The sequence below is a fragment of the Streptomyces graminilatus genome (assembly GCF_001418565.1).
GTDB lineage: Bacteria > Actinomycetota > Actinomycetes > Streptomycetales > Streptomycetaceae > Streptomyces > Streptomyces graminilatus.
In genome coordinates this window covers 1-19,859 of record NZ_LIQQ01000124.1, presented here as the reverse complement: position 1 = coordinate 19,859, position 19,859 = coordinate 1, and the positions used below count along the sequence as shown (strand labels likewise).

General features: G+C 72.0%; 17 protein-coding genes. 9 read left to right on the top strand and 8 right to left on the bottom strand.

Annotated features, from left to right (window positions below; translation table 11 throughout):
- Window positions 1-9 precede the first annotated feature (9 nt).
- Window positions 10-3,057, top strand: coding sequence for an alpha-mannosidase (locus AOK08_RS11860; RefSeq protein WP_055525464.1), 3,048 nt, complete (start codon window positions 10-12; stop codon window positions 3,055-3,057).
- A 78-nt stretch (window positions 3,058-3,135) separates the two neighbouring features.
- Here the strand turns inward: AOK08_RS11860 and AOK08_RS11855 are convergent, their stop codons facing one another.
- Window positions 3,136-3,648 carry a hypothetical protein gene (locus tag AOK08_RS11855; RefSeq protein ID WP_241826922.1) on the bottom strand — a complete coding sequence of 171 codons (513 nt, stop codon included), beginning with the start codon at window positions 3,646-3,648 and terminating at the stop codon, window positions 3,136-3,138.
- 152 nt (window positions 3,649-3,800) lie between these two features.
- The gene (locus AOK08_RS11850; protein ID WP_055525462.1) at window positions 3,801-4,961 is read right to left on the bottom strand and encodes an ATP-grasp domain-containing protein; all 1,161 of its coding nucleotides are present in this window, start codon (window positions 4,959-4,961) and stop codon (window positions 3,801-3,803) included.
- Window positions 4,962-5,326: 365 nt separating this feature from the next.
- Here AOK08_RS11850 and AOK08_RS11845 point away from each other — a divergent pair, with 365 nt between their 5' ends.
- A complete protein-coding gene (locus AOK08_RS11845; protein WP_055525461.1) occupies window positions 5,327-6,187 on the top strand; it encodes a metallophosphoesterase family protein in 861 nt (286 codons plus the stop codon).
- Complete coding sequence (locus tag AOK08_RS11840) at window positions 6,184-6,915, top strand: 4'-phosphopantetheinyl transferase family protein (RefSeq protein ID WP_055525460.1); 732 nt, start codon at window positions 6,184-6,186, stop codon at window positions 6,913-6,915. Before AOK08_RS11845 ends, AOK08_RS11840 begins: the two co-directional genes overlap by 4 nt.
- On the opposite strand, the gene AOK08_RS11835 is transcribed toward AOK08_RS11840, so the two are convergent.
- Complete coding sequence (locus AOK08_RS11835) at window positions 6,890-7,117, bottom strand: hypothetical protein (RefSeq protein ID WP_055525459.1); 228 nt, start codon at window positions 7,115-7,117, stop codon at window positions 6,890-6,892. The genes AOK08_RS11840 and AOK08_RS11835 overlap by 26 nt on opposite strands.
- 223 nt (window positions 7,118-7,340) lie before the next feature.
- Between AOK08_RS11835 and AOK08_RS11830 the strand changes: the two genes are divergently transcribed.
- Window positions 7,341-8,351, top strand: coding sequence for an alpha/beta fold hydrolase (locus AOK08_RS11830; RefSeq protein WP_055525458.1), 1,011 nt, complete (start codon window positions 7,341-7,343; stop codon window positions 8,349-8,351).
- A gap of 183 nt (window positions 8,352-8,534) precedes the next feature.
- On the opposite strand, the gene AOK08_RS11825 is transcribed toward AOK08_RS11830, so the two are convergent.
- The 3 genes from AOK08_RS11825 to AOK08_RS11815 form a co-directional block, all read right to left on the bottom strand.
- Window positions 8,535-9,941, bottom strand: coding sequence for a hypothetical protein (locus tag AOK08_RS11825; RefSeq protein WP_055525457.1), 1,407 nt, complete (start codon window positions 9,939-9,941; stop codon window positions 8,535-8,537).
- A gap of 190 nt (window positions 9,942-10,131) precedes the next feature.
- A complete protein-coding gene (locus tag AOK08_RS11820; RefSeq protein WP_055525456.1) occupies window positions 10,132-11,427 on the bottom strand; it encodes a GAF domain-containing protein in 1,296 nt (431 codons plus the stop codon).
- 256 nt (window positions 11,428-11,683) lie between these two features.
- Entirely contained in the window at window positions 11,684-13,318 is a 1,635-nt protein-coding gene (locus tag AOK08_RS11815) for an acyl-CoA dehydrogenase family protein (protein ID WP_055525455.1), read from the bottom strand.
- A gap of 159 nt (window positions 13,319-13,477) precedes the next feature.
- On the opposite strand from AOK08_RS11815, the gene AOK08_RS45665 reads away from it, so the two are divergent.
- The 4 genes from AOK08_RS45665 (at window position 13,478) to AOK08_RS11795 (ending at window position 16,415) form a co-directional block, all read left to right on the top strand.
- On the top strand, window positions 13,478-13,870 hold the full coding sequence (locus AOK08_RS45665; RefSeq protein WP_157876654.1) for a hypothetical protein: 393 nt from the start codon (window positions 13,478-13,480) through the stop codon (window positions 13,868-13,870).
- A 32-nt stretch (window positions 13,871-13,902) separates the two neighbouring features.
- Window positions 13,903-15,060, top strand: coding sequence for a YihY/virulence factor BrkB family protein (locus AOK08_RS11805; RefSeq protein ID WP_079053981.1), 1,158 nt, complete (start codon window positions 13,903-13,905; stop codon window positions 15,058-15,060).
- A 179-nt stretch (window positions 15,061-15,239) separates the two neighbouring features.
- Window positions 15,240-15,674, top strand: a complete 435-nt coding sequence (locus AOK08_RS48690) for a hypothetical protein (RefSeq protein WP_055525452.1) — start codon at window positions 15,240-15,242, stop codon at window positions 15,672-15,674.
- A gap of 54 nt (window positions 15,675-15,728) precedes the next feature.
- Window positions 15,729-16,415: a helix-turn-helix transcriptional regulator gene (locus tag AOK08_RS11795; protein ID WP_055525489.1), complete on the top strand. Its 687-nt coding sequence runs from the start codon at window positions 15,729-15,731 to the stop codon at window positions 16,413-16,415.
- Here the strand turns inward: AOK08_RS11795 and AOK08_RS11790 are convergent.
- Window positions 16,337-16,858, bottom strand: a complete 522-nt coding sequence (locus tag AOK08_RS11790) for a VOC family protein (protein WP_055525451.1) — start codon at window positions 16,856-16,858, stop codon at window positions 16,337-16,339. The two genes, AOK08_RS11795 and AOK08_RS11790, sit on opposite strands and share 79 nt — an antisense overlap.
- A 209-nt stretch (window positions 16,859-17,067) precedes the next feature.
- On the opposite strand from AOK08_RS11790, the gene AOK08_RS11785 reads away from it, so the two are divergent.
- On the top strand, window positions 17,068-18,711 hold the full coding sequence (locus AOK08_RS11785; RefSeq protein ID WP_055525450.1) for a carboxylesterase/lipase family protein: 1,644 nt from the start codon (window positions 17,068-17,070) through the stop codon (window positions 18,709-18,711).
- 64 nt (window positions 18,712-18,775) lie between these two features.
- Here the strand turns inward: AOK08_RS11785 and mmuM are convergent, their stop codons facing one another.
- A complete protein-coding gene (gene mmuM, locus AOK08_RS11780; RefSeq protein ID WP_079053980.1) occupies window positions 18,776-19,747 on the bottom strand; it encodes a homocysteine S-methyltransferase in 972 nt (323 codons plus the stop codon).
- Between the last annotated feature and the right edge of the window lie 112 nt (window positions 19,748-19,859).

Here is a 19,859-nt window from a genome sequence, read left to right as displayed (position 1 = left end):
AGACTTCTCATGCACGACGAACGCCAGCGGATCGAGGAGCGCGTCCAGCGACTCCACGACCAGCGGATCAAGGCGGCGATCTACGCGGCCACCGCTCCCTTCGAGGTCGAGGCCTGGCAGGCGCCGGGCGAGCCGGTCTCCTTCGAGGAGGCGTCGGCCGCGACCTACGCGCCGTTCGCCATGGACACCCCCTGGGGCCCGCCCTGGGGCACCACCTGGTTCCGGATGCGCGGCCGGGTGCCCGCCGAGTGGGCCGGCCGGCGCGTCGAGGCGGTCATCGACCTCGGCTTCACCGGCGACTGGCCCGGCAACCAGGCCGAGGCCCTGGTCCACACCACCGACGGCACCCCGCTGAAGGCGGTCAACCCGCTCAACCAGTACGTGGCGATCGCCAACCCGGCCGTCGGCGGCGAGGAGATCGACTACCTGGTCGAGGCGGCCTCCAACCCGGACATCCTGGCCGACAACTTCTCCAAGATCACCCCCATGGGTGACATCCTCACCGCCGGCGACAAGCCGATCTACACCTTCAAGCGCGCCGACCTCGCCATCCTCGACGAGGAGGTCTTCCACCTCGACCTCGACGTCCAGGTGCTGCGCGAGCTGATGCTGGTGCTGGGCGAGCACGACCCGCGCCGCCACGAGATCATGCACGCCCTGGACCGCGCCCTCGACCTGCTCGACCTGGACGACGTGGCCGGTTCGGCGGCGGCGGTACGGGCGGCCCTGGCACCCACCCTGGCCAAGCCGGCCAACGCCAGCGCCCACAAGATCTCCGGTGTCGGCCACGCGCACATCGACTCGGCGTGGCTGTGGCCGATCCGCGAGACCAAGCGCAAGACGTCCCGCACCTTCTCCAACGTCACCTCGCTGGCCGACGAGTACGAGGACTTCATCTTCGCCTGCTCGCAGGCCCAGCAGTACGAGTGGGTGCGCGACAACTACCCCAAGGTGTGGGCGCGCATCCAGGAGTCCGTGAAGCGGGGCCAGTGGGCGCCGGTCGGCGGTATGTGGGTCGAGGCCGACGGCAACCTGCCCGGCGGCGAGGCCATGGCCCGCCAGCTCATCCACGGCAAGCGGTTCTTCATCGAGCACTTCGGCGTCGAGACCAAGGGCGTGTGGCTGCCGGACTCCTTCGGCTACACCGCTGCCTACCCGCAGCTCGCCAAGCTCGCCGGCAACGAGTGGTTCCTCACCCAGAAGATCTCCTGGAACCAGACCAACAAGTTCCCCCACCACACCTTCTGGTGGGAGGGCATCGACGGCACCCGCATCTTCACGCACTTCCCGCCGGTCGACACCTACAACGCCCGCTTCAGCGGCGAGGAGATGTCCCGCGCGACGCGCAACTACCAGGAGAAGGGCGTCGCGAACCGCTCGCTGGCCCCCTTCGGCTGGGGCGACGGCGGCGGCGGCCCCACCCGCGAGATCATGGAACGCGCCCGCAGGCTCGCGGACTTGGAGGGCTCGGCGACCGTCGAGATCGAGCACCCCGACGAGTTCTTCGCCAAGGCCCGCGAGGAGTACCCCGACGCCCCGGTCTGGGTCGGCGAGCTGTACCTGGAACTGCACAGGGCCACCTACACCTCCCAGGCCCGCACCAAGCAGGGCAACCGGCGCAGCGAACACAAGCTCCGCGAGGCCGAGTTGTGGGCCACGACGGCCGCACTGCACGCGCCGGGCTACGCGTACCCGTACGAGCACCTCGACCGCCTCTGGAAGACGGTGCTCCTCCACCAGTTCCACGACATCCTGCCGGGCTCGTCCATCGCCTGGGTGCACCGCGAGGCGGAGGCCGAATACGCCCGCGTGGCCGAGGAGTTGGAGGCGATCACCGCCGAGGCGATCGCCGCGCTCGGCGGCGGCGAGTCCCGCGCCTTCAACACCAGCCCGTACGACCGGGCCGAGGTGGTCCGCACCTCCACGGGCGTCCCCATGTACGTGGAGGTCCCGGCGAGCGGCAGCGCCCCGCTGGCCGTCGCGGAGCCCCCGCAGCCGGTGACGATCACCGGCGGCCGGATCCTCGACAACGGCCTGGTACGCGTCGAGTTGGCCGAGGACGGCACCCTGGCGTCGGTCCGCGACCTGAAGGCGGACCGCGAAGTCCTCGCGGACAAGGGCAACTTGCTGCGCCTGCACACCGACCTCCCGAACTACTGGGACGCCTGGGACATCGACAAGCACTACCAGAACCGCTACACGGACCTCCTGGAGACGTCCTCCGTCACGGTGTCCGACGAGGACCCGCTCCTCGGCTCCCTCCGCGTGGAGCGTCACTTCGGCAAGGGCTCGAAGATCGTCCAGACGATCACCGTACGGTCCGGCAGTCCCCGGATCGACTTCGAGACGGACATCGACTGGCACGAGGCCGAGAAGATCCTCAAGGCCGCCTTCCCGGTGGACATCAGGGCCGCGCACTCCTCGGCCGAGATCCAGTTCGGCCACGTCCAGCGGCCCACGCACACCAACACCACCTGGGAGTCGGCCCGCTTCGAGGTCTCCGGCCACCGCTGGGTGCACCTCGCCGAGCCCGGCTACGGCGTCGCGGTCCTCAACGACTCGACGTACGGCCACGACGTCTCCCGCACGGTCCGCGAGGACGGCGGTACGACCACCACGGTCCGCCTCTCGCTGGTGCGCGCCCCGCGCATCCCCGACCCCGGCGCGGACCAGGGCAGGCACCGTTTCACGTACTCGCTGCTGCCCGGCGCGAGCATCGAGGACGCGGTCGCGGAAGGCTACTCACTCAACCTGCCGCTGCGTGTCGCGGACGCGGCGGGCGCGCCCGAGCCGGTCGTCTGGGCGGACGGCGACGGTGTGACCATCGAGGCGGTCAAGCTCGCCGACGACGCGTCCGGCGACGTCGTCGTCCGCCTCTACGAGTCGCGCGGCGGCCGGGCCGAGGGTGCGCTGTGCACCGGGTTCCCGCTGGCGGGCGCCAAGATCACCGACCTGCTGGAGCGCCCCCTGGCGGAGGCCCGGACGGACGGCGACTCGGTGCCGGTGACGCTGCGGCCGTTCGAAGTGCAGACGCTCCGCCTGACGGTGGCCAAGTAGGAGTCACCAGGGCGTTAGCAGGATGAGGGGCGGGTCGCTCGGTGCGGCCCGCCCTTCGCGTGCCCGGCCGGTCGCGGGTCAGGGCATCTCGTCCGGGTCCGGTCCGATCGGGTCCTCGTCGAGCCGGACCGGGTGCGCGAGTGCGGCTTCGTAGGCGGTGCGGTCGAAGACGTACGGGCCCATGTCCAGCTCGCCCCACTGTTCGCGGTGGGGCTGGCGGAAGGACGACCAGGTGACGGTCTCGGAGGTGGCGGTGACGAGCGCCAGCAGCGGCCAGCAGGCCCAGTCGCCGCAGACGCAGCCGAGGAGCGGGGTGGCGCCGGCACAGGAATCGGTGAACCTGGGCGAGGGGTCACCGAGGAAGTGGCGTAAGGGGTCGCCGACCTCCTCGACGTAGAGGCCGATGTGCTGGGTGAGCAGAAAGCGCTCCTGCTTGGCCTCGGTCCACTTCTGGTGCTCCTTGCGCCAGAGGTGGCGGGTGGCCTTGGCGACAAGCACACGCAGATCCGTGCCGCCGACACGCATGCCCCACCGGAGCGGGGCCGACGGATCGTCGCTGACGGGAAAGTGCACGAACTCGATGCGCTGCATGACCGCCATCCTCGGATGGGGGAGAACGCCACGCGACCCATTTGGCCGAGCGCGACGGCGGACCGGCGACGGATCCGCCGTACACGCAGGCCGACGTGGAAGGCCTGGGCCAGGACCTGTCGGTCGGTCCTGGCCCAGGCCTCAGAAGAAGACTAGGCCGACGCTCCCGCAGCCGCTCCGGCCGCCGCTTCGGTGGAGGACGTCTCGACGGTCTCCGACACCAGCTGCTCGGTAGCACGCGCCGGTACTGCGGACACCGTGGGCGCCGGGACCTCGTCCGCGGGCGCCGACACCGTGCGTACCGGGCGCGGCGCGGAGATCACCGCGTAGTCCTGGCCGAGGAACGGCGGCACCAGGTCGCCCGGGTCCTCGCCGAGCGCCAACTGCACTGCCGCCCAGGGGGCGTTGATGCCGCACAGCGAGAGCTGGTGCAGACCGCCGGCGGGACGCGTGTTGACGTCCATCAGCACCGGCCGGTCCTCGTACATCCGGAACTGGATGTTGCTCAGGTGGTGCAGCCCGAAGCCCTCGGCGATGAGCCGCGCGGGCTCCAGCCAGGCCTCGTCGAGCGTGAAGCCGCGCCGCCGGCCGTTCTTGGTGCGGCCGATCGCCATCCGGATGCGCGAGTCGGGGCCGGTGAGGCAGTCGACGGACACCTCCGGCTGCTCCAGACGGGGCATCACCAGCCAGTCCACGTCCTCGTCCGTGTTCCGCAGGACGTCGAGCACCATGTCCAACTGGACGTAGGGGGAGGGGAACCCGTTGAGGTGCGACATCGAGAAGGGGGCGCGGGTGATCACCCGGAAGCCCACCCCGCCCGCGCCCGCGGCCGGCTTGAAGCACGCCTTGTGGCCGCCGGCCTCCAACTCCTCGACAGCGGCGAGGAGTTCGTCGGCGCTGCGGACCCGCCACCACGGCGGCACCGGCACTCCGACGGCCTCGACGGCCTGGTACGCGGTCGCCTTGTCCTGGAAGACGGCCACCGCCTCCGGCGTCGGCGCGAGCAGCTTGGTGCCGACCGCCTCGAAGTCCGCGCGGTGCTCGACGATCGCGTCCTGGTGCAGCCGGGGCACGAACACGTCGATCTCGCGGCGGTCGCACTGGTCGAGCGCGTACTCCACGTACGCGGCGGGGGACAGGCCCTCGGGCTCCATGGCGGCGGTGTCGGCGGCGGCCAGGACGGGGGAGTCGGCGTCCCCGTGGGTGGCGTGAATCTCGACCGCGCGGTCGCTGGGATTTCTCCTCAGCTGTTCCATGAAGAACACGTTCTCCGCGTACGTGCGGTTCAGCCAGACGCGTACGCGAGAGACCATGCAGGGCCACCTTTCAAGGTTCACGGGCACGGCGAAGCAAGGGCCGAGCCCGGCCAGGGGAGAGTTGGGAACACGACAAGCCGCCGGGTGCGAACCGGGTTCTTGGCGGAAGTGTTGAGGCGATCATAAGGCTCCGAAGGCCCTGTTCCTGCTACGCGCGTGTTACGGAATTGACAGCAGTACCCCGTGTGTTGCCTTGTGTGCTCCCGGTGCCCACCTGTAATGATCTTCGGCCCGGCCGGTGAGCTGCGAGGAGAGGGCCTCCGACGAGCGGAAGCTCACACTTGTCGGGCTGTCGGGGATGTGTTCTTGTTGATCCGAACCTGCGCTCGCGGAAGTCGAGTTCGGATACGAAAGGGGCTGGAGTGGAGACGACGGCCGGCGGTGCCGGACAGCTCCTGGCGATCAGTGATCTGCACATCGGCTACTCCGAGAACCGTGCTTTGGTCGAACAGATGCGCCCGGAGACGGACGACGACTGGCTCCTGGTCGCCGGCGACGTGTCGGAGAACGTGGCCGACATCCGCTGGGTCCTGGAAACCCTCGCCGGACGGTTCCGCAAGGTGATCTGGGCGCCCGGCAACCACGAGCTGTGGACCCACCCCTCGGACCCGGTCACCCTGCGCGGCGTCGCCCGCTACGAACACCTGGTCGACCTGTGCCGTGAGCTGGGTGTGACGACGCCCGAGGACCCGTACCCCGTGTGGGAGGGCCCCGGTGGCCCCGTGGCCGTCGCGCCGCTCTTCCTCCTGTACGACTACTCCTTCCTGCCGAAGGGCTGCGCCACCAAGGCGGAGGGTCTCGCGTACGCGGAGAGCACGGGCATCGTCTGCACCGACGAGTACCTTCTGCACCCCGACCCCTACCCGACGCGCGAGGCCTGGTGCCGCGCCCGGGTGGCCGAGACGGAGCGGCGGCTCGCCGAGCTGCCCGAGGACCTGCCGACGGTGCTCGTCAACCACTATCCGCTCGACCGGCACCCCATGGACGTGCTGTGGCACCCCGAGTTCGCCATGTGGTGCGGCACCACGCTGACCGCCGACTGGCACCGCCGGTTCCGGGTCAAGACCATGGTCTACGGCCATCTGCACATCCCTCGCACCACCTGGCACGAGGGCGTCCGCTTCGAAGAAGTGTCCGTGGGCTATCCCCGCGAATGGCAGAAGCGCCCCGGAGACCCGGGAAGGCTGCGCCGCATACTGCCGATGGAGGTCGGGACCCGGTGATCGAGGAGCTGCTTCCGGCCACGGCGGTGGCCGTGGAAGCGTACGGTGACGAGACGCTCGACGCGGCGTACGGCGCCGGCGGGCTCGGGGACATGACGCTGTACCCCGAGGAAGAGGCGCTCGTGAGCCGGGCGGTGGCCAAGCGCGTGCGCGAGTTCACCCTCGTCCGCGCCTGTGCCCGCCGGGCCATGGAGAAGCTCGGCGTGCCGCCGCAGCCCGTGCTCCCCGGTGAGCGGGGCGCCCCGCAGTGGCCGGCCGGACTGGTCGGCAGCATGACCCACTGCGAGGGCTACTGCGCCGCCACCCTGGTCCGCGCCACCGACCTCGCCTCCATCGGCATCGACGCCGAACCCCACCAGCCGCTGCCCGAGGGCGTCCTCGACTCGGTGGCCCTGCCCACCGAACTGGCGCACCTGCGCGCGCTGACGGCCGCCGGCCCCGGCGCGGGCGGACCCGCCGTGCACTGGGACAGGCTGCTGTTCAGCGCCAAGGAAGCGGTCTACAAGGCGTGGTTCCCGCTCACCGGCAAGTGGCTGGACTTCAGTGAGGCCGACATAGCGTTCACGGCGACCGGCCCGGGCCCGCACCCGTACGGCACCTTCCGGGCCCGTCTGCTGGTGCCCGGACCGGTCGTCGACGGCCGGGAGGTCGGGCACTTCGACGGGCGCTGGACCGTGCGGCACGGGCTGCTGGCGACGGCGGTCAGCGTGCCGCACCAGCCTGTCTGAGCAACCGGAAGAACCGCTCCTCGTTGCCCGTCAGACCCGCCCGCTCCAGGGCCGCCTCGGCCTCCGCGAGGACGGCCGGCGGTACGACGGGCGGCCGGTGGCTGCCCGGCGGCATGTCGAAGGCCGCGCGGACGGTGTGCAGCAGCCGCAAGTAGGCCTGTACGGCGGTGCGCTCACGGTCGGTCAGTACGGCGGTCGGCATCGGACGGCTCTCCCCATGTCGGCGTCAGTTCTGCTCATCTGCTCATCCCTGCGTCCCCCAGCTTGCCGCCCGCCACTGACAATCCCGCTTCCGCACACCTCGGTTCGCCCGGTTAGCGGACGTGAAACCTCCTCGAAACGCCTTGTGGGAACGGGGTTTCTACGCTGGGTGGGAAAGGGCTTTCGGCAACGAACCGGGGCACAGGAAGCGGGGAGGTGGGCGCGTGACGGACGTCCCGCGGCGCGGACCGGCACGGGCCGTGCGGCTGCGACCGGTCGGCGACGGCGAACTCGAACTGCGGTACCGCGTCGTGCACGGGTACCGCCGGGCCTTCCGGATGGCCGGCCAGGGCCCCGCCCTCGTCCTGATCCACGGGATCGGGGACTCCTCGGCGACCTGGGCCGAACTGATCCCCGACCTCGCCCGCAGCCACACCGTGATCGCCCCCGACCTGCTCGGCCACGGCGCCTCCGACAAGCCGCGCGCCGACTACTCGGTGGCCGCCTACGCCAACGGTGTGCGCGATCTGCTCACCACCCTCGGCATCGAGTCCGCGACGCTCGTCGGACACTCCCTCGGCGGCGGGGTGGCCATGCAGTTCGCCTACCAGTTCCCCGAGCGCACCGAGCGGCTCATCCTCGTCAGCGCGGGCGGTGTCGGCCGTGAGGTCAACCCCGTCCTGCGGGCGGTGTCGCTGCCGGGCGCCCATCTCGTGCTGTCCGCCCTGCGGTTGCCAGGGATGCGGCTTCAAGTGGGGCTCGTCGTAGGGCTGATGAAACTTCTCGACACCGATCTGGGGCGGGACGCGCCCGAGTTGCTGACTCTGGTGGACGCGTTGCCCGACGAGACCTCGCGCAACGCCTTCATCCGTACGCTGCGCGCGGTGGTCGACTGGCGCGGGCAGGTGGTGACCATGCTCGACCGGTGCTATCTCACTGAGGGCATGCCCACGATGTTGTTGTGGGGTGACCGGGACAGTGTGGTGCCGGTGCGGCACGCCTATGGGGCGCATGAGGCGATGCCCGGGAGTCGGCTGGAGATTTTTGAGGGGGCGGGGCATTTTCCGTTCCACAGTGATCCGGCGCGGTTCGTGGCGTTGGTGGAGGAGTTCACCGGGGGGAGTGCGCCGGCCGACTGGAGTCGGGAACATTGGCGCGAGCTGTTGCGTGAGGGGCGGCCCAGTGAGCCGGGGGAACAGGAGTTGCGGGAAGTGAGTGAGCGCAGCGCTACGTAGTTCATCGTGTGCGGCCCGGTGGGGGCTGGTCGCGCCCACGCGGCGGAGCCGCAAATCGCATACAGCCCCGCGCCCCTAAAGCGGGGCGCTGTCGAGCCGCGGATCGGATACAGTCCCGCGCCCCTGTCGGAGGCGCTGCGCGCACCTCCGACCTACCTCAGTGCACCCTGCCCGAATCCCTCGCTACTTCAGCGAACCGGTGATCGACGACAGCGGTACCGCGTACAGGATCCGTTCCGGGACCGGTGTTCCGTGCCAGCCCGACCGCGCGTCCGCCGCCCACTCCGTCAGGGACCAGAGTTCGCCCGTGCCTTCCCAGTAGGAGAGGGACTCGGCGTGTTCGCCCCAGCAGCGGCGGGACTCGTCGTCCGGGCCGCAGCGGGCCGCCTTCGCGCCGTCGGAGTCCAGGCGCCACAGGGTGCCGTGGCGGTCCTTGGCGCCCTTGGCGAGACCGACGTACCAGTCCGCCTTCTCGTCGCCCGTCGACCGGTAGGACAGCACGCCCTGGATGCCGGTGGCCTTCGTCGAGTACGCCTCGACCGCGTTCACCCGGCCCAGGGCGTCGGCGGCGAGGAGGCCGGAGCGGTCGCCCGCCGTGCTGAACGAGTAGCGCCACAGGCGGCTGCGCCGGTCGGCCCCGGCCGCGAACGACTCGCTCGCCACCAGACTGTCCGGCGTGGAGCTGCGGTCGAGCGAGAGGGAGCCGAAACAGGGGACGCGGTCGTCGGCGGACGGATCGCACCTGCCGCCGGTCAGGCTGTACGAGGCGACGGCGGGCATGACATAGCCGTACCCGTGCGCCGACCAGCCGCCGGCCACCCGGCCGACCGCCGGACTGTCGACCGAGGCGCGCTGGATGCGGTTCAGGTCGTAGACGTACAGGGATCTGCGGTCGGTGTCCGTGGTCGAGGCGGTGACCAGCAGCTTGTCCTGGTACCAGACCATGCCGGAGATAGACGAGGACAGCTTGCGGTAGTCGGAGCCGTCCTCGGTCGGGACGACCAGGAGCACCCAGCGGTACGTCATGTCGGCCAGGTCGTTCGCGTCGATGACGGCGACCCGCGCGAGACCACGGGACACCTCGGGTTCGTCCGGTTTGGCGTCGTTGTGCGTCCAGCCGGACAGGATCACCCGGTTGGCGCCCCAGCGGCCGTCCTCGTCCGCGTCGCCCGAGGTGGTCACGGACTGCGGCAGCCAGCGCTGACTGGCAGAGTCGGCCTCGTCCCAGCAGTACGCGCGGGTGGCCGTCGGGGCGACGGGCAACGCACCGGTCTCGGTGGCGGCGCACTGGGTCGCGCCGCGCATCGTGCGGTTGGTGTGCTCCAGGACGGTGCTCACACCCACCGTGCCGCCCATGGAGGTTGCCAGCCGGTCGAGTGAACTCCTCGAAGCCAGATGCTCCTTGAGCTGGAAGTCCTTCAGCTCGGCGGCGGACGTCACGGACCGTAGGGGCCCCGGGTTGTCGCTGCTCACAGCCTGGGAGGCGCTCACGATGGTGGCGGCGGCGGTCAGGGCGAGGGCGGTTCCGGCGAGCACGCCGCGCAGCGCTCTGCCCCTCTTCTGCCTGCGGTGTCTGCCGCGATACGTCATTCATCCTCCCGAGGCAGGCCAACTGCGGCTCGCGTTCCGTACGTTGAACCCGGGTCGCAGTGTGGGGGGCCGTGGGAAGGATGGTACGTCAGGGGGCGCCGGGCCTGGTCGAATACGTCGGAATCCTTGCCCCTGTGTTGAACCCGGGGGCCGTTCGGACACGTTTTCTCACCCCGGTGTCACGTGCGGGTCACTGTGCGTCGTCCGCCGCCCGCCCGCCGGACCCCGGGACCCGTTCCCGGGCCACGGACGGGGCCGTCGAGTGGGGCAGCAGATCGCGGGGATCGTCCGGCAGGAGGACGGTGACTTCCGTGTCCTCGCCGAAGCGGTACGGACGGTGCTCCAGGAACGACCCGAGATACCGGCGTATCCGCGACATCTCCGCGCGCACGGTCACCGTGCGGGCCGGGTCCGAGAACAGGTCGTCGGCCAGGCCCGCCGCACTGCGGCCGGCCGGGTGCAGGGTCAGGAGATACAGCAACTCGGCGTGCCGGGGACTCAGTTCGTGCGCCCAGGAGCCCGCCGGGCCCGACACGGCCACCGACCAGCGGCGCGGCCCGCGCAGATCCAGCACGACCCGAGAGTCGCCGCGTCCCTCGGGCTCGGCGGCGACGCGGACCAGCCAGCCGCCCGCCAGCGGCTCCACCGCGCACAGCCCCAGCGAAGGCAGCCAACACCGGCCCGGCGACAGCGACTTGGGCAGCGCGACCCGGCTCGTGTACGGCAGACCGGTGACCGCTGCCGTCCAGCCGTCCCGGTCCACCGCAAGGGCCCGCCCGCCGAGCCGCGCCAGCACCGGCGCCGCCGCCGTACGCAGCCGCTCCAGCGACCGGTGGTGCAACTCCCGCAGCCGGGCCTCGGCGAGCTTGGCGACCGAGTCGACCCAGGCGAGCGTGGCCGGGTGCATGGTCTCCAGCGGGCCGCTCACATCCACCACGCCGATCAGCGTGCCGTCACGCGGATCGGTGATCGGGGCGCCCGTGCACGTCCAGGTGGCGTGGGACCGTACGAAGTGCTCGGAGGCGAAGACCTGTACGGGGCGCCGGGCGACCACCGGAGTGCCCACACCGTTGGTCCCGACGACGCCCTCGGCCCAGTCGGCGCCCGGCTCGAACCCGATCGAGTCGGCCTTGCGCAGCACCGGAGAACAGCCCTCGCGCCACAGCACCCGGCCGTCCTCGTCGGCGACGACCATGATGTGCCGGGTGATGTCCGCGACCGACAACAGCCCCTGCCGCAGCACCGGCAGGACATGCCGCAGCCGGGAGGCCGCACGCCGGCGCTCCAGCTCCTCGCGGGTCAGCAGCCCGGTCCGGAAGTCGTGGTCCGGGTCGACACCGCCGCGCAGCATCCGGTCCCAGGACTGGTCGATCACGGGCCGGGGCGCCAGGAGCGGCCGCTGTCCGGTGAGGCGGGCCGCGCGCACGTCACTGAGCAGCCGAGCCGCCTGCGCCCCGTCACGGGCGACAAGCCGCCCGACGTCCATCGGCGGATTCGCCACGCTGTCCTCCCGACCCGTATTGACTCGATTTCTCATGGTGCCGCCCCCGAGGCGCGGAGAACCACAGTCCGCACACATATGCCAGCAAGTTGCAACCCCTTGCAACCCTGGTGAACCGCCGTGCGGTGGCTGAAACTTGGGCGACGCCGCCGCGCGGCGTCCGTGCTCCCGATCGATGCGGGGCAGTTGGGCGGGGGTGGTGCCGTGTCGGCGCGGCACCACCCCCGCCACACAACAGGCCCTACGCGACCGGCCGGGCCCGCTCCACGACCGACGCCAGGTCCAGGGTGTGCGGGAGGGTGCCGAAGGCGCTGCCCCAGTCGCCGCCCAGCCGGGAGGCGCAGAACGCGTCGGCGGTCTCCGGGGGCGCGAACCGGACCAGCAGCGATCCCTGGAGCACCAGCGCGATCCGCTCGGCCAGCCGCCGCGCCCGGCCCTCGATGCCCGCCAGGTCGGCGAGTTCGGTCAGCAGGTCCTTGATGGCGCCGTCCAGCCGGTGGTCGGCTCCGCGTGCCTGCCCGACCTCCTGGAGGAACGCGTTGAGGGCGGCGGGCTCCCGCTGGATCGCCCGCAGCACATCCAGCGCCTGTACGTTCCCGGCGCCCTCCCAGATCGAGTTGAGCGGCGACTCGCGCAGCAGCCGGGGCATGCCCGACTCCTCGACGTAGCCGTTGCCGCCCAGGCACTCGGACGCCTCCACCACCAGTGGGGTGCAGCGTTTGGTCACCCAGTACTTGGCGGCCGGCAACGCGAGCCGCAGGAACGCCCGTTCCCGCTCGCCGCCGTCGTCGTAGGCGGCGGCCAGCCGCAGCGCGAGCGTCGTCGCCGCCTCCGACTCCAGGGCCAGATCGGCGAGTACGTTGCGCATCAGCGGCTTGTCGACGAGCTTCCCGCCGAACGCCTCCCGGTACGTGCAGTGGTGCACGGCCTGGGCGACCGCCTGCCGCATCAGCGCGGCGGCCCCCAGCACACAGTCGAGCCGCGTCGCCGACACCATCTCGATGATGGTGCGCACCCCGCGCCCCTCGTCCCCGACCCGGCGCACCCACGTCCCGTCGAACTCGACCTCGGCGGAGGCGTTGGACCGGTTGCCCAGCTTGTCCTTGAGCCGCTGGATCCGGAACTCGTTGCGCGTACCGTCCGCGAGGACCCGGGGCAGCAGGAAGCAGGTCACCCCGCCGGGCGCCTGGGCCAGCACCAGGAAGCCGTCCGACATGGGCGCCGAGCAGAACCATTTGTGGCCCGTCAGCTTGTACGTACCGTCCTCGGCGAGCGGCCTCGCGACGGTCGTGTTGGTCCGTACGTCGCTGCCGCCCTGTTTCTCCGTCATGCCCATCCCGAAGAGCGCGCCGGCCTTCCGGTCCGCCGGCCAGAGCTCCTTCTCGTAGACGGTGGACGTCAGCCGGGGCTCCCACTCGGCGGCGAGTGCCGGGTCGGTGCGCAGCGCGGGCACCGCCGCGTGGGTCATCGACAGCGGGCAGCCGTGGCCCGCCTCGGCCTGGGACCAGACCACGAACGCCGCGGCCCGCCGCACATGCCCGCCCGGCCGCGTCCAGGCCGCCGTCATCCCGGCCGAGACGCCCTTGCCGAGCAGCCGGTGCCAGGCCGGATGGAACTCCACCTCGTCGATCCGGTTGCCGTACCGGTCGTGCGTCCGCAGCTTCGGGGGGTTGTCGTTGGCGAGCGCTCCCCATTCCTGCACCTGCGCGGATCCGGCGGACCGGCCCAGCGTGGACAGGTCGTCCCGGGCTCCGTCCAGAAGCCCGGGGTCCAGGTGCCTCTCGACGGCCGCGACCAGGGCCTTGTCGGCGGTGAACAGGTCATATCCGACCAGGGGAGGCACCTGGTTGGTCACGGTGTGGGTGCTGGCAGCCATACGGGAAATCTATCCCCCGGTACGGTGCCGGTCGGCGGATTCCCGCCGCGCCGCACCCCGTGCCGTGGCGCCGGTCGGGCGAGGCCGGGCCGGTCGGACGGGTGCGGTCGGGCCGGCCGCGAGAGGGCCGCCTTCGCCGGAGGCCAGGGGCGCCAGGTCGTGCTCGCCGCACAGCGGGGCACCGTCGAAGGCGGGTTCGGGCAGCGCCCCCCGGAGCAGGTGGACGAGGAACGGCGCGACCACGCCCAGGGCGAGAGCGAGGCAGGCCGGAGTCCGTGCCCGCAGGGTCAGCGGGGGCAGGGCGAGCAGGAACAGCAGGGCGGAGAAGGCCAGGAGGACGTCGGCTTCGAGTCCGCCCGCGTTGGCGGCACAGCCCAGCAGCAGTCCGGTCAGGCCGACGGCCGGCGGGCGGGCGGTGACCGCGGCGAGCGAGCCGCGGCCGGCCCGGGGCGTACCGCCGCCGGTGGTGAAAATCGTTTTCTGCCGTCACGGGAACAGAGGGAAGAGAGCGGCGTACGGGCGCTGCGCCCTGAGCGAGGCACCGGAGGGTGAGAGGGGTGGCGCCCGCCCGATACCGTTAGGGCGTGCAGGCAGCAAGTGAACTTCCCGAGAGCCCCAGCGGCCGACTCCATCGCGCGCGCGTTCTCTACCGGAACGTCTCCAAGCGCAGGACCGCCTGGCTGTTGCTCAAGGACACCGTCAACTCGTGCATCGAGTACCGGATCCTGGGTCTGGCGGCCGAGGCGGCCTTCTTCACGCTGCTGTCCGTGCCGCCCCTGCTGCTGAGCCTGATCGGGCTGCTCGGCTACGTCGACGACTGGACCGGCACCGACACCATCACCAGCCTGGAGACCAACCTCCTGGAGGCGTCCCGCACGGTCCTGTCCGACAAGGGCGTCACCGAGATCGCCCAGCCGATCCTGAACGACGTGATGAAGGGCGGCAGGCCCGACGTCATCTCCATAGGGTTCCTGTTCGCCCTCTGGTCCGGCTCGCGCGCGGTGAACGTCTTCATCGACACGATCACCGTGATGTACGGCCTCGACGGCGTCCGGGGCATCGTCAAGACCCGGCTCGTCGCCTTCGTACTGTTCGTGGTGGCGCTGCTGATCGGCTCGGTCGCGCTGCCGCTGATGGTGGCGGGCCCGGACGCCGTACTCAACGTCCTGCCCTGGTCGGAGACGCTCGTACAGATCCTGTACTGGCCTGTCGTCATCCTGCTGTCCATCGCCTTCCTGACGACGCTGTTCCATGTGTCGGTCCCGGTGCGCTCACCGTGGATCGAGGACGTGCCGGGCGCGCTGATGGCCCTCGCGATGTGGGTGCTCGGCAGCTTCCTGCTGCGCATCTACCTGACCAAGACGATCGAGGGCGCCACGATCTACGGCTCGCTCGCCGCCGCTGTCGCCGTCCTGCTGTGGGTCGGGGTGTCCGCGTTCGCGGTGCTCGTCGGGGCCGCCGTCAACGCGGCGATCGACCGTGTCTGGCCGGCCGCCTCCACCGCCGCCGCACGGGCCGCCAACGAACGGATCCGCGAGGAGGAGGCCGCCGAGTACGTCGCCAGGATGGCCGCCATCCACGCCCACGAGCACGACGACGATGACCCCGACGACTGCGACATGCCCTCCGAGTTCCCGGAACGCTGGTCGCGCTTCCTGCCCCCGGAGGACGTGACGTCCAGGCTGCGGACCCACGCGAAGAGCACGCCCAAGGCAGCGGAGGGCCCGCCCTCCGACAAGTGACGGAGAACGGGCCGGTGCGGTGATGTCCGCCCGCCCCTGCCGGTCTCGCCCCTTCCGGTCTCACGCCGTCCTGTGTCACGCCTTCCAGACGCCGGCCGCCGCGTTCTCCCGTACGAAGTCGGAGACTCGCGCGGCTCACGGCCGAGGATCTGCCGGACGACGTCCGTGAGGCGGGAGCCGTGGCCGTCGAGGAGCCCCTCGAAGACCTCCACGTCAGTTCGCTGCCGGTCACCGCGGCGATCTCCGCGACCGCCTCCCGGAAGCTCGGCAGCCGAGGCCCGGTCGGCTCCAACGTCCGCCCCGCATACCGCTCCCCGGACACCGGCGCGGCCGTGACGACGTCCACCAGGGCGCGCCTGGGCCGCGCGGGGCGCCACGCAGTCTCCCGGATCGGGATCGGTGTCACCCTGCCGTCGTCCGGGTCCGCGCCCGTCGGCCGGATCCTCTCCCGTTTCCGGGCCCACGGCCGTCCTCCAGCGCGCGCCTGGGCCGTGCGAGGTGTGCGAGGTGTGGCACGCAGGCCCCCGGTGGCGGACCGGTGTCGTCTCCCGCCCTCCGCGCCGCACCCCCCTTCGCCGGCCCCGATGCGCCGCCCCGGCCCGAAGGCGGCGTGATCCGGACGACGGGCCCAGGTGGACGAGGGCGCCGGGCGGCGTAGCGTGTCGTACGTGTATGAGGAACGGCCCTCCCTGCTGCCGGGCGCGACGGTGTGGACGAAGACCCCGGCCGGGCCCTGCGACACATGGCCCGTCCTGCCCGACGGCTGTATGGACCTGCTGTGGAGCGAGGGCCGGCTCCTGGTCGCGGGACCCGACACCCGCCCGTACGTCCCCGAGGGCGCCCCCGCGCACTGGGCGGGCGTCCGCTTCCACCCGGGCACGGCGCCGGCCCTGCTGGGCGTGCCCGCGCACGAACTCCGGGACCGGCGCGTCGAGTTGGCCGAGCTGTGGGGAGCGGCCGAGGCGCGACGCCTGGCGGCCCGTGTCCACGCTGCGGCCGACCCGGCGACGGGGCTGGAGGAGCTGGCGCTGCGTATGGCCGCTCTGGCGCCGCCGCCCGATCCCTTGCTCACCGGCCTGGTCGTGGCCCTGTGGGCAGGCCGCCCGGTCGCCCGTACCGCCGACGAACTCGGCCTGAGCGCACGCCAGTTGCATCGCCGCTCCCTCGCCGCCTTCGGCTACGGACCCAAGACGCTGGCCCGTGTCCTCCGCCTCCAGCGCGCCCTCGCCCTGGCCCGGCAGGGGGTGCCCTTCGCCGATACGGCGACTCGCGCGGGCTACGCCGACCAGGCCCACCTCTCCCGTGACGTACGGGAGTTGGCGGGGATGCCGCTGGGCCGGCTACTCGCCGGGTGAGGCGGGGGCCGGTCCAGCGCCGCGAAGAGGTCGACCCCGTTGCCGTCGGGGTCGAGCACGCACGCGTACCGCTGGCCCCATACGGCGTCCCACGGCTTCAGCTCGCTCCGATATCCGGCGCCCACCAACTGCTCGTACAGGGCGTCGACTTCGGCGGGGGAGCCGCACAGCATGGCCAGCCCGATCCGGCCGCCGCCGCTGGGCGGACGCCACCCGGGGTGAAAGGACCGGACGGTCTCCTCGGTGTCGAACAACAGCCGCATCCCACCCGGCAGTTGCGCCTCGACATGCGGCTGCTGCTCGGCCCCCTCGGGGAAGTCGAGCCCGAGCCGCCGGTAGAACGCGAGGGACGCGGCGAGATCGGCGGTGACGATCCCGATGGCGTCGAACCGCGGGGTGGGACGTGGGGTCGTCGGTCGTGGTGTCGGTGGTGAAGTCGTCATGCGGCCACGCTAGGCGGGTCACCGGTGGCCGGTCTTGAAGGAATCGGACGTGTCCGCGCGAGGACGGCCGTCGCACGTGTACGCCGGGCAGCCGCCCGATCACCCACCGAATGGCTCTGTGAACGGCTCCGTCGGCGGGAATACCCGCAGGTCATGTGTTGCTCTGATCTGAACGGTTCACGAGCGGCGGCGAGAGAGCTGGTGGGCAGATGACGGACGAGTCGACGCGACCCGTCGTACGTACGCCCTACGGGGACGTCCGCGGCAGATACGAGCGCCCCGAGGGCAACGGGCACGTCGGTGGGCGCGGGGGCGGCCGGATCGCCGTGTTCCGAGGCATTCCGTATGCCGCTCCGCCCTTCGGCCCCCGCCGCTTCCGTCCGCCCGTGCCGCCCACCCCCTGGGACGGGGTCCGCGACGCGGACCGCTTCGGTCCCACCGCGCCGAAACCGCCGTACTCCGAGGTCTTCGCCCGGCTGCTGTCCGACCCGGTGGTGCCCGGCGACGACTGCCTCAACCTCAACGTCTGGACACCGGAGCCCGGACGCGGGGCCCGGCTCCCCGTCATGGTGTGGTTCCACGGCGGCGCCCTGACCCGCGGCTCCTCGGCCGTGCCCGTCTACGACGGCGGCGCCTTCGCCCGCGACGGCGTGGTCCTCGTCTCGGTCAACTACCGTCTGGGCGTGGAGGGTTACGGTCTCTTCCCGGACGCGCCCCCGAACCCGGGCCTCCGTGACCAGCTGGCCGCGCTGGAGTGGGTGCGGGCGTCGATCGCGGCCTTCGGCGGCGACCCCGACCGGGTCACCGTCTTCGGCCAGTCGGCCGGCGCGATCAGCATCGGCGCGCTGCTCGCCGCTCCCCGCGCTCAGGGGCTCTTCCGGCGGGCGGTGCTTCAGAGCGGGCCGCCCGAGGCGAGCGACCGCGACAAGGTACGGCGGATGGTGCGCCGGATGGCGACCCGGCTCAAGATCCCGGCGACCGCCGAGGCCTTCGCCGCCGTCGACCGGGAGCTGCTGCTGCGCGTCCAGGGCGAGGTCGGCCGGCTGAGCAGCCCGGTGCTGGGCGGGCCCGCCTTCGGCATCGTCGTCGACGGCGACCTCGTACCCCGCGACCCCCTGGAGGCCCTCGTCGAGGGAGCCGCCGCCGATGTCGACCTGCTCCTGGGCTGGACCCGGGACGAGTACCGGCTGTGGCTGGTCCCGGGCGGACTCCTGGAGCGCGTCGACCGGCTCGGTCCGGTCGCCCAGGCCGGCGCCATGGCCCGCTGCCGCTGCGGCCCCGAGGTCCCGCGCGGCTACCGCGCCCTGCACCCCGACGCGGGCACGGCCGATCTCGTCGGCCAGCTCGTCACCGACCACCTGCTCCGCGTACCGCTGCACCGGCTCGCGGACACCCGGGCCGAGGGTGACGGCGATGGCGGCAGCGCGTATGTGTACGAGTTCGCCTGGCCGTCCGCCAAGCCGGACCTGGGCGCCTGCCACGCCCTCGAACTGGGATTCGTGTTCGACACCCACCGGGCCCCCGAGTCGGCCAAGCTGGCGGGCGAGGGCGCCCCGGAGGAACTCGCCGGGGCCATGCACTCGGCATGGGTGCGCTTCGCGGTCGACGGCGACCCGGGCTGGCAGCCCTGGGACCCCTCGCACCCGGTGCGGATCTTCAGCGACGGCGAGCCGCACACGGTGGAAGGCCCACGGGACCGGGAACTGGCCCTGTGGGCGGCGGACGACCCGGCCTCCGCGACCCCGGCCCCCGCCCCCGGACCGGCCACCCGGCCCAGGCTGCCCCTACGGGGTGCGGAACCGCTGTCGGTCGTACGCCGACTCCGTCACCCAGGAGACGCCCCGCGACGCTGACCGGCAACCGGTCCCCACGGGAGGCGCGCCGCGTACGTCACGTACACGGCCGTCACGCACGTCGTCACCGCAGCGTGTCGGTGATCGATGTGATCGCCTCCGGCCCCACCCGGCAGCAGCCGCCGATCAGCCGTGCCCCCGCGTCCCGCCAGCCCGTGACCTGGCCGGTGGTGAAGGTCGAACTGCCGGTCCAGGCACGGGCGTCGGCGTCCCAGACCTCGCCGCTGTTCGGGTAGACCACGACCGGCTTGCCGGTCACCCGGGCGGCCAGCTCCACGGCGCCTTCCACGTCCTCGGGCACACAGCAGTTCACGCCGACCGCGACGACCTCGTCCGCCTCGGCGGCCAGTGCGAACGCCTCCGCCAGCGGCTGCCCGGCCCGGGTGTGCTCCCCGGCCACGCTGTACGACAGCCAGACCGGCACGCCGAGCCCGCGCACCGAGCGCAGCAGGGCGTCGGCCTCGTCGACATCGGGGATCGTCTCCAGGGCCAGGACGTCCGGCCCGGCGGCGGCCAGCACCTCCACCCGAGGCCGGTGGAAACGCTCCAGCTCCGCCACGCTCAGCCCGTACCGGCCCCGGTACTCGGAGCCGTCCGCGAGCATCGCCCCGTACGGGCCGACGGACGCCGCCACCCACAACGGCCGCTCCGTCTTCGCCCGGCGCGCCGCCTCGCGGGCCAACTCCACGCTCAGCGCGAGCAGTTCGGCGGCCCGCTCCCGGCCGATGCCCCGCTTGGCGAAGCCGGCGAAAGTCGCCTGGTAGCTGGAGGTGATCGCGACGTCCGCGCCCGCCTCGTAGTAGGCGAGGTGCGCGTCGACGATCGCCTCGGGCTGCTCGACGAGCAGCCGCGCCGACCACAGCTCGTCGCTCAGATCGTGCCCGGCGGACGCCAACTGGTTGGACATCCCGCCGTCGAGGACGAGCGGCACGCCCGAGGACAGGGCGGCGGAGAAGGCCGAACGGGAGGACGGGGAGACACCGCCGCTCGGGCTGGTCTCGCGGCTCTCGTTGGTCTCACTGGTCTCGCTGGTCATGCCCCGACGCTAGTCGACGGCGGGTCGCGACGGCCGCATGTGTCCAGTACATGAACAGATGGCCCACGATGTGGGATGGCAAGTTACGATCACGCCCTCCCCACACCTTCCC

Coding starts and splice junctions, on each gene's coding strand:
- AOK08_RS11790 (WP_055525451.1), bottom strand. CDS start 16,858: ATGACGACTTCACCACCGACACCACGACCGACGACCCCACGTCCCACC.
- mmuM (WP_079053980.1), bottom strand. CDS start 19,747: ATGACCAGCGAGACCAGTGAGACCAACGAGAGCCGCGAGACCAGCCCG.
- AOK08_RS11855 (WP_241826922.1), bottom strand. CDS start 3,648: ATGCAGCGCATCGAGTTCGTGCACTTTCCCGTCAGCGACGATCCGTCG.
- AOK08_RS11850 (WP_055525462.1), bottom strand. CDS start 4,961: ATGGTCTCTCGCGTACGCGTCTGGCTGAACCGCACGTACGCGGAGAAC.
- AOK08_RS11860 (WP_055525464.1), top strand. CDS start 10: ATGCACGACGAACGCCAGCGGATCGAGGAGCGCGTCCAGCGACTCCAC.
- AOK08_RS11835 (WP_055525459.1), bottom strand. CDS start 7,117: ATGCCGACCGCCGTACTGACCGACCGTGAGCGCACCGCCGTACAGGCC.
- AOK08_RS11785 (WP_055525450.1), top strand. CDS start 17,068: ATGACGGACGAGTCGACGCGACCCGTCGTACGTACGCCCTACGGGGAC.
- AOK08_RS11825 (WP_055525457.1), bottom strand. CDS start 9,941: ATGACGTATCGCGGCAGACACCGCAGGCAGAAGAGGGGCAGAGCGCTG.
- AOK08_RS11820 (WP_055525456.1), bottom strand. CDS start 11,427: ATGGACGTCGGGCGGCTTGTCGCCCGTGACGGGGCGCAGGCGGCTCGG.
- AOK08_RS11815 (WP_055525455.1), bottom strand. CDS start 13,318: ATGGCTGCCAGCACCCACACCGTGACCAACCAGGTGCCTCCCCTGGTC.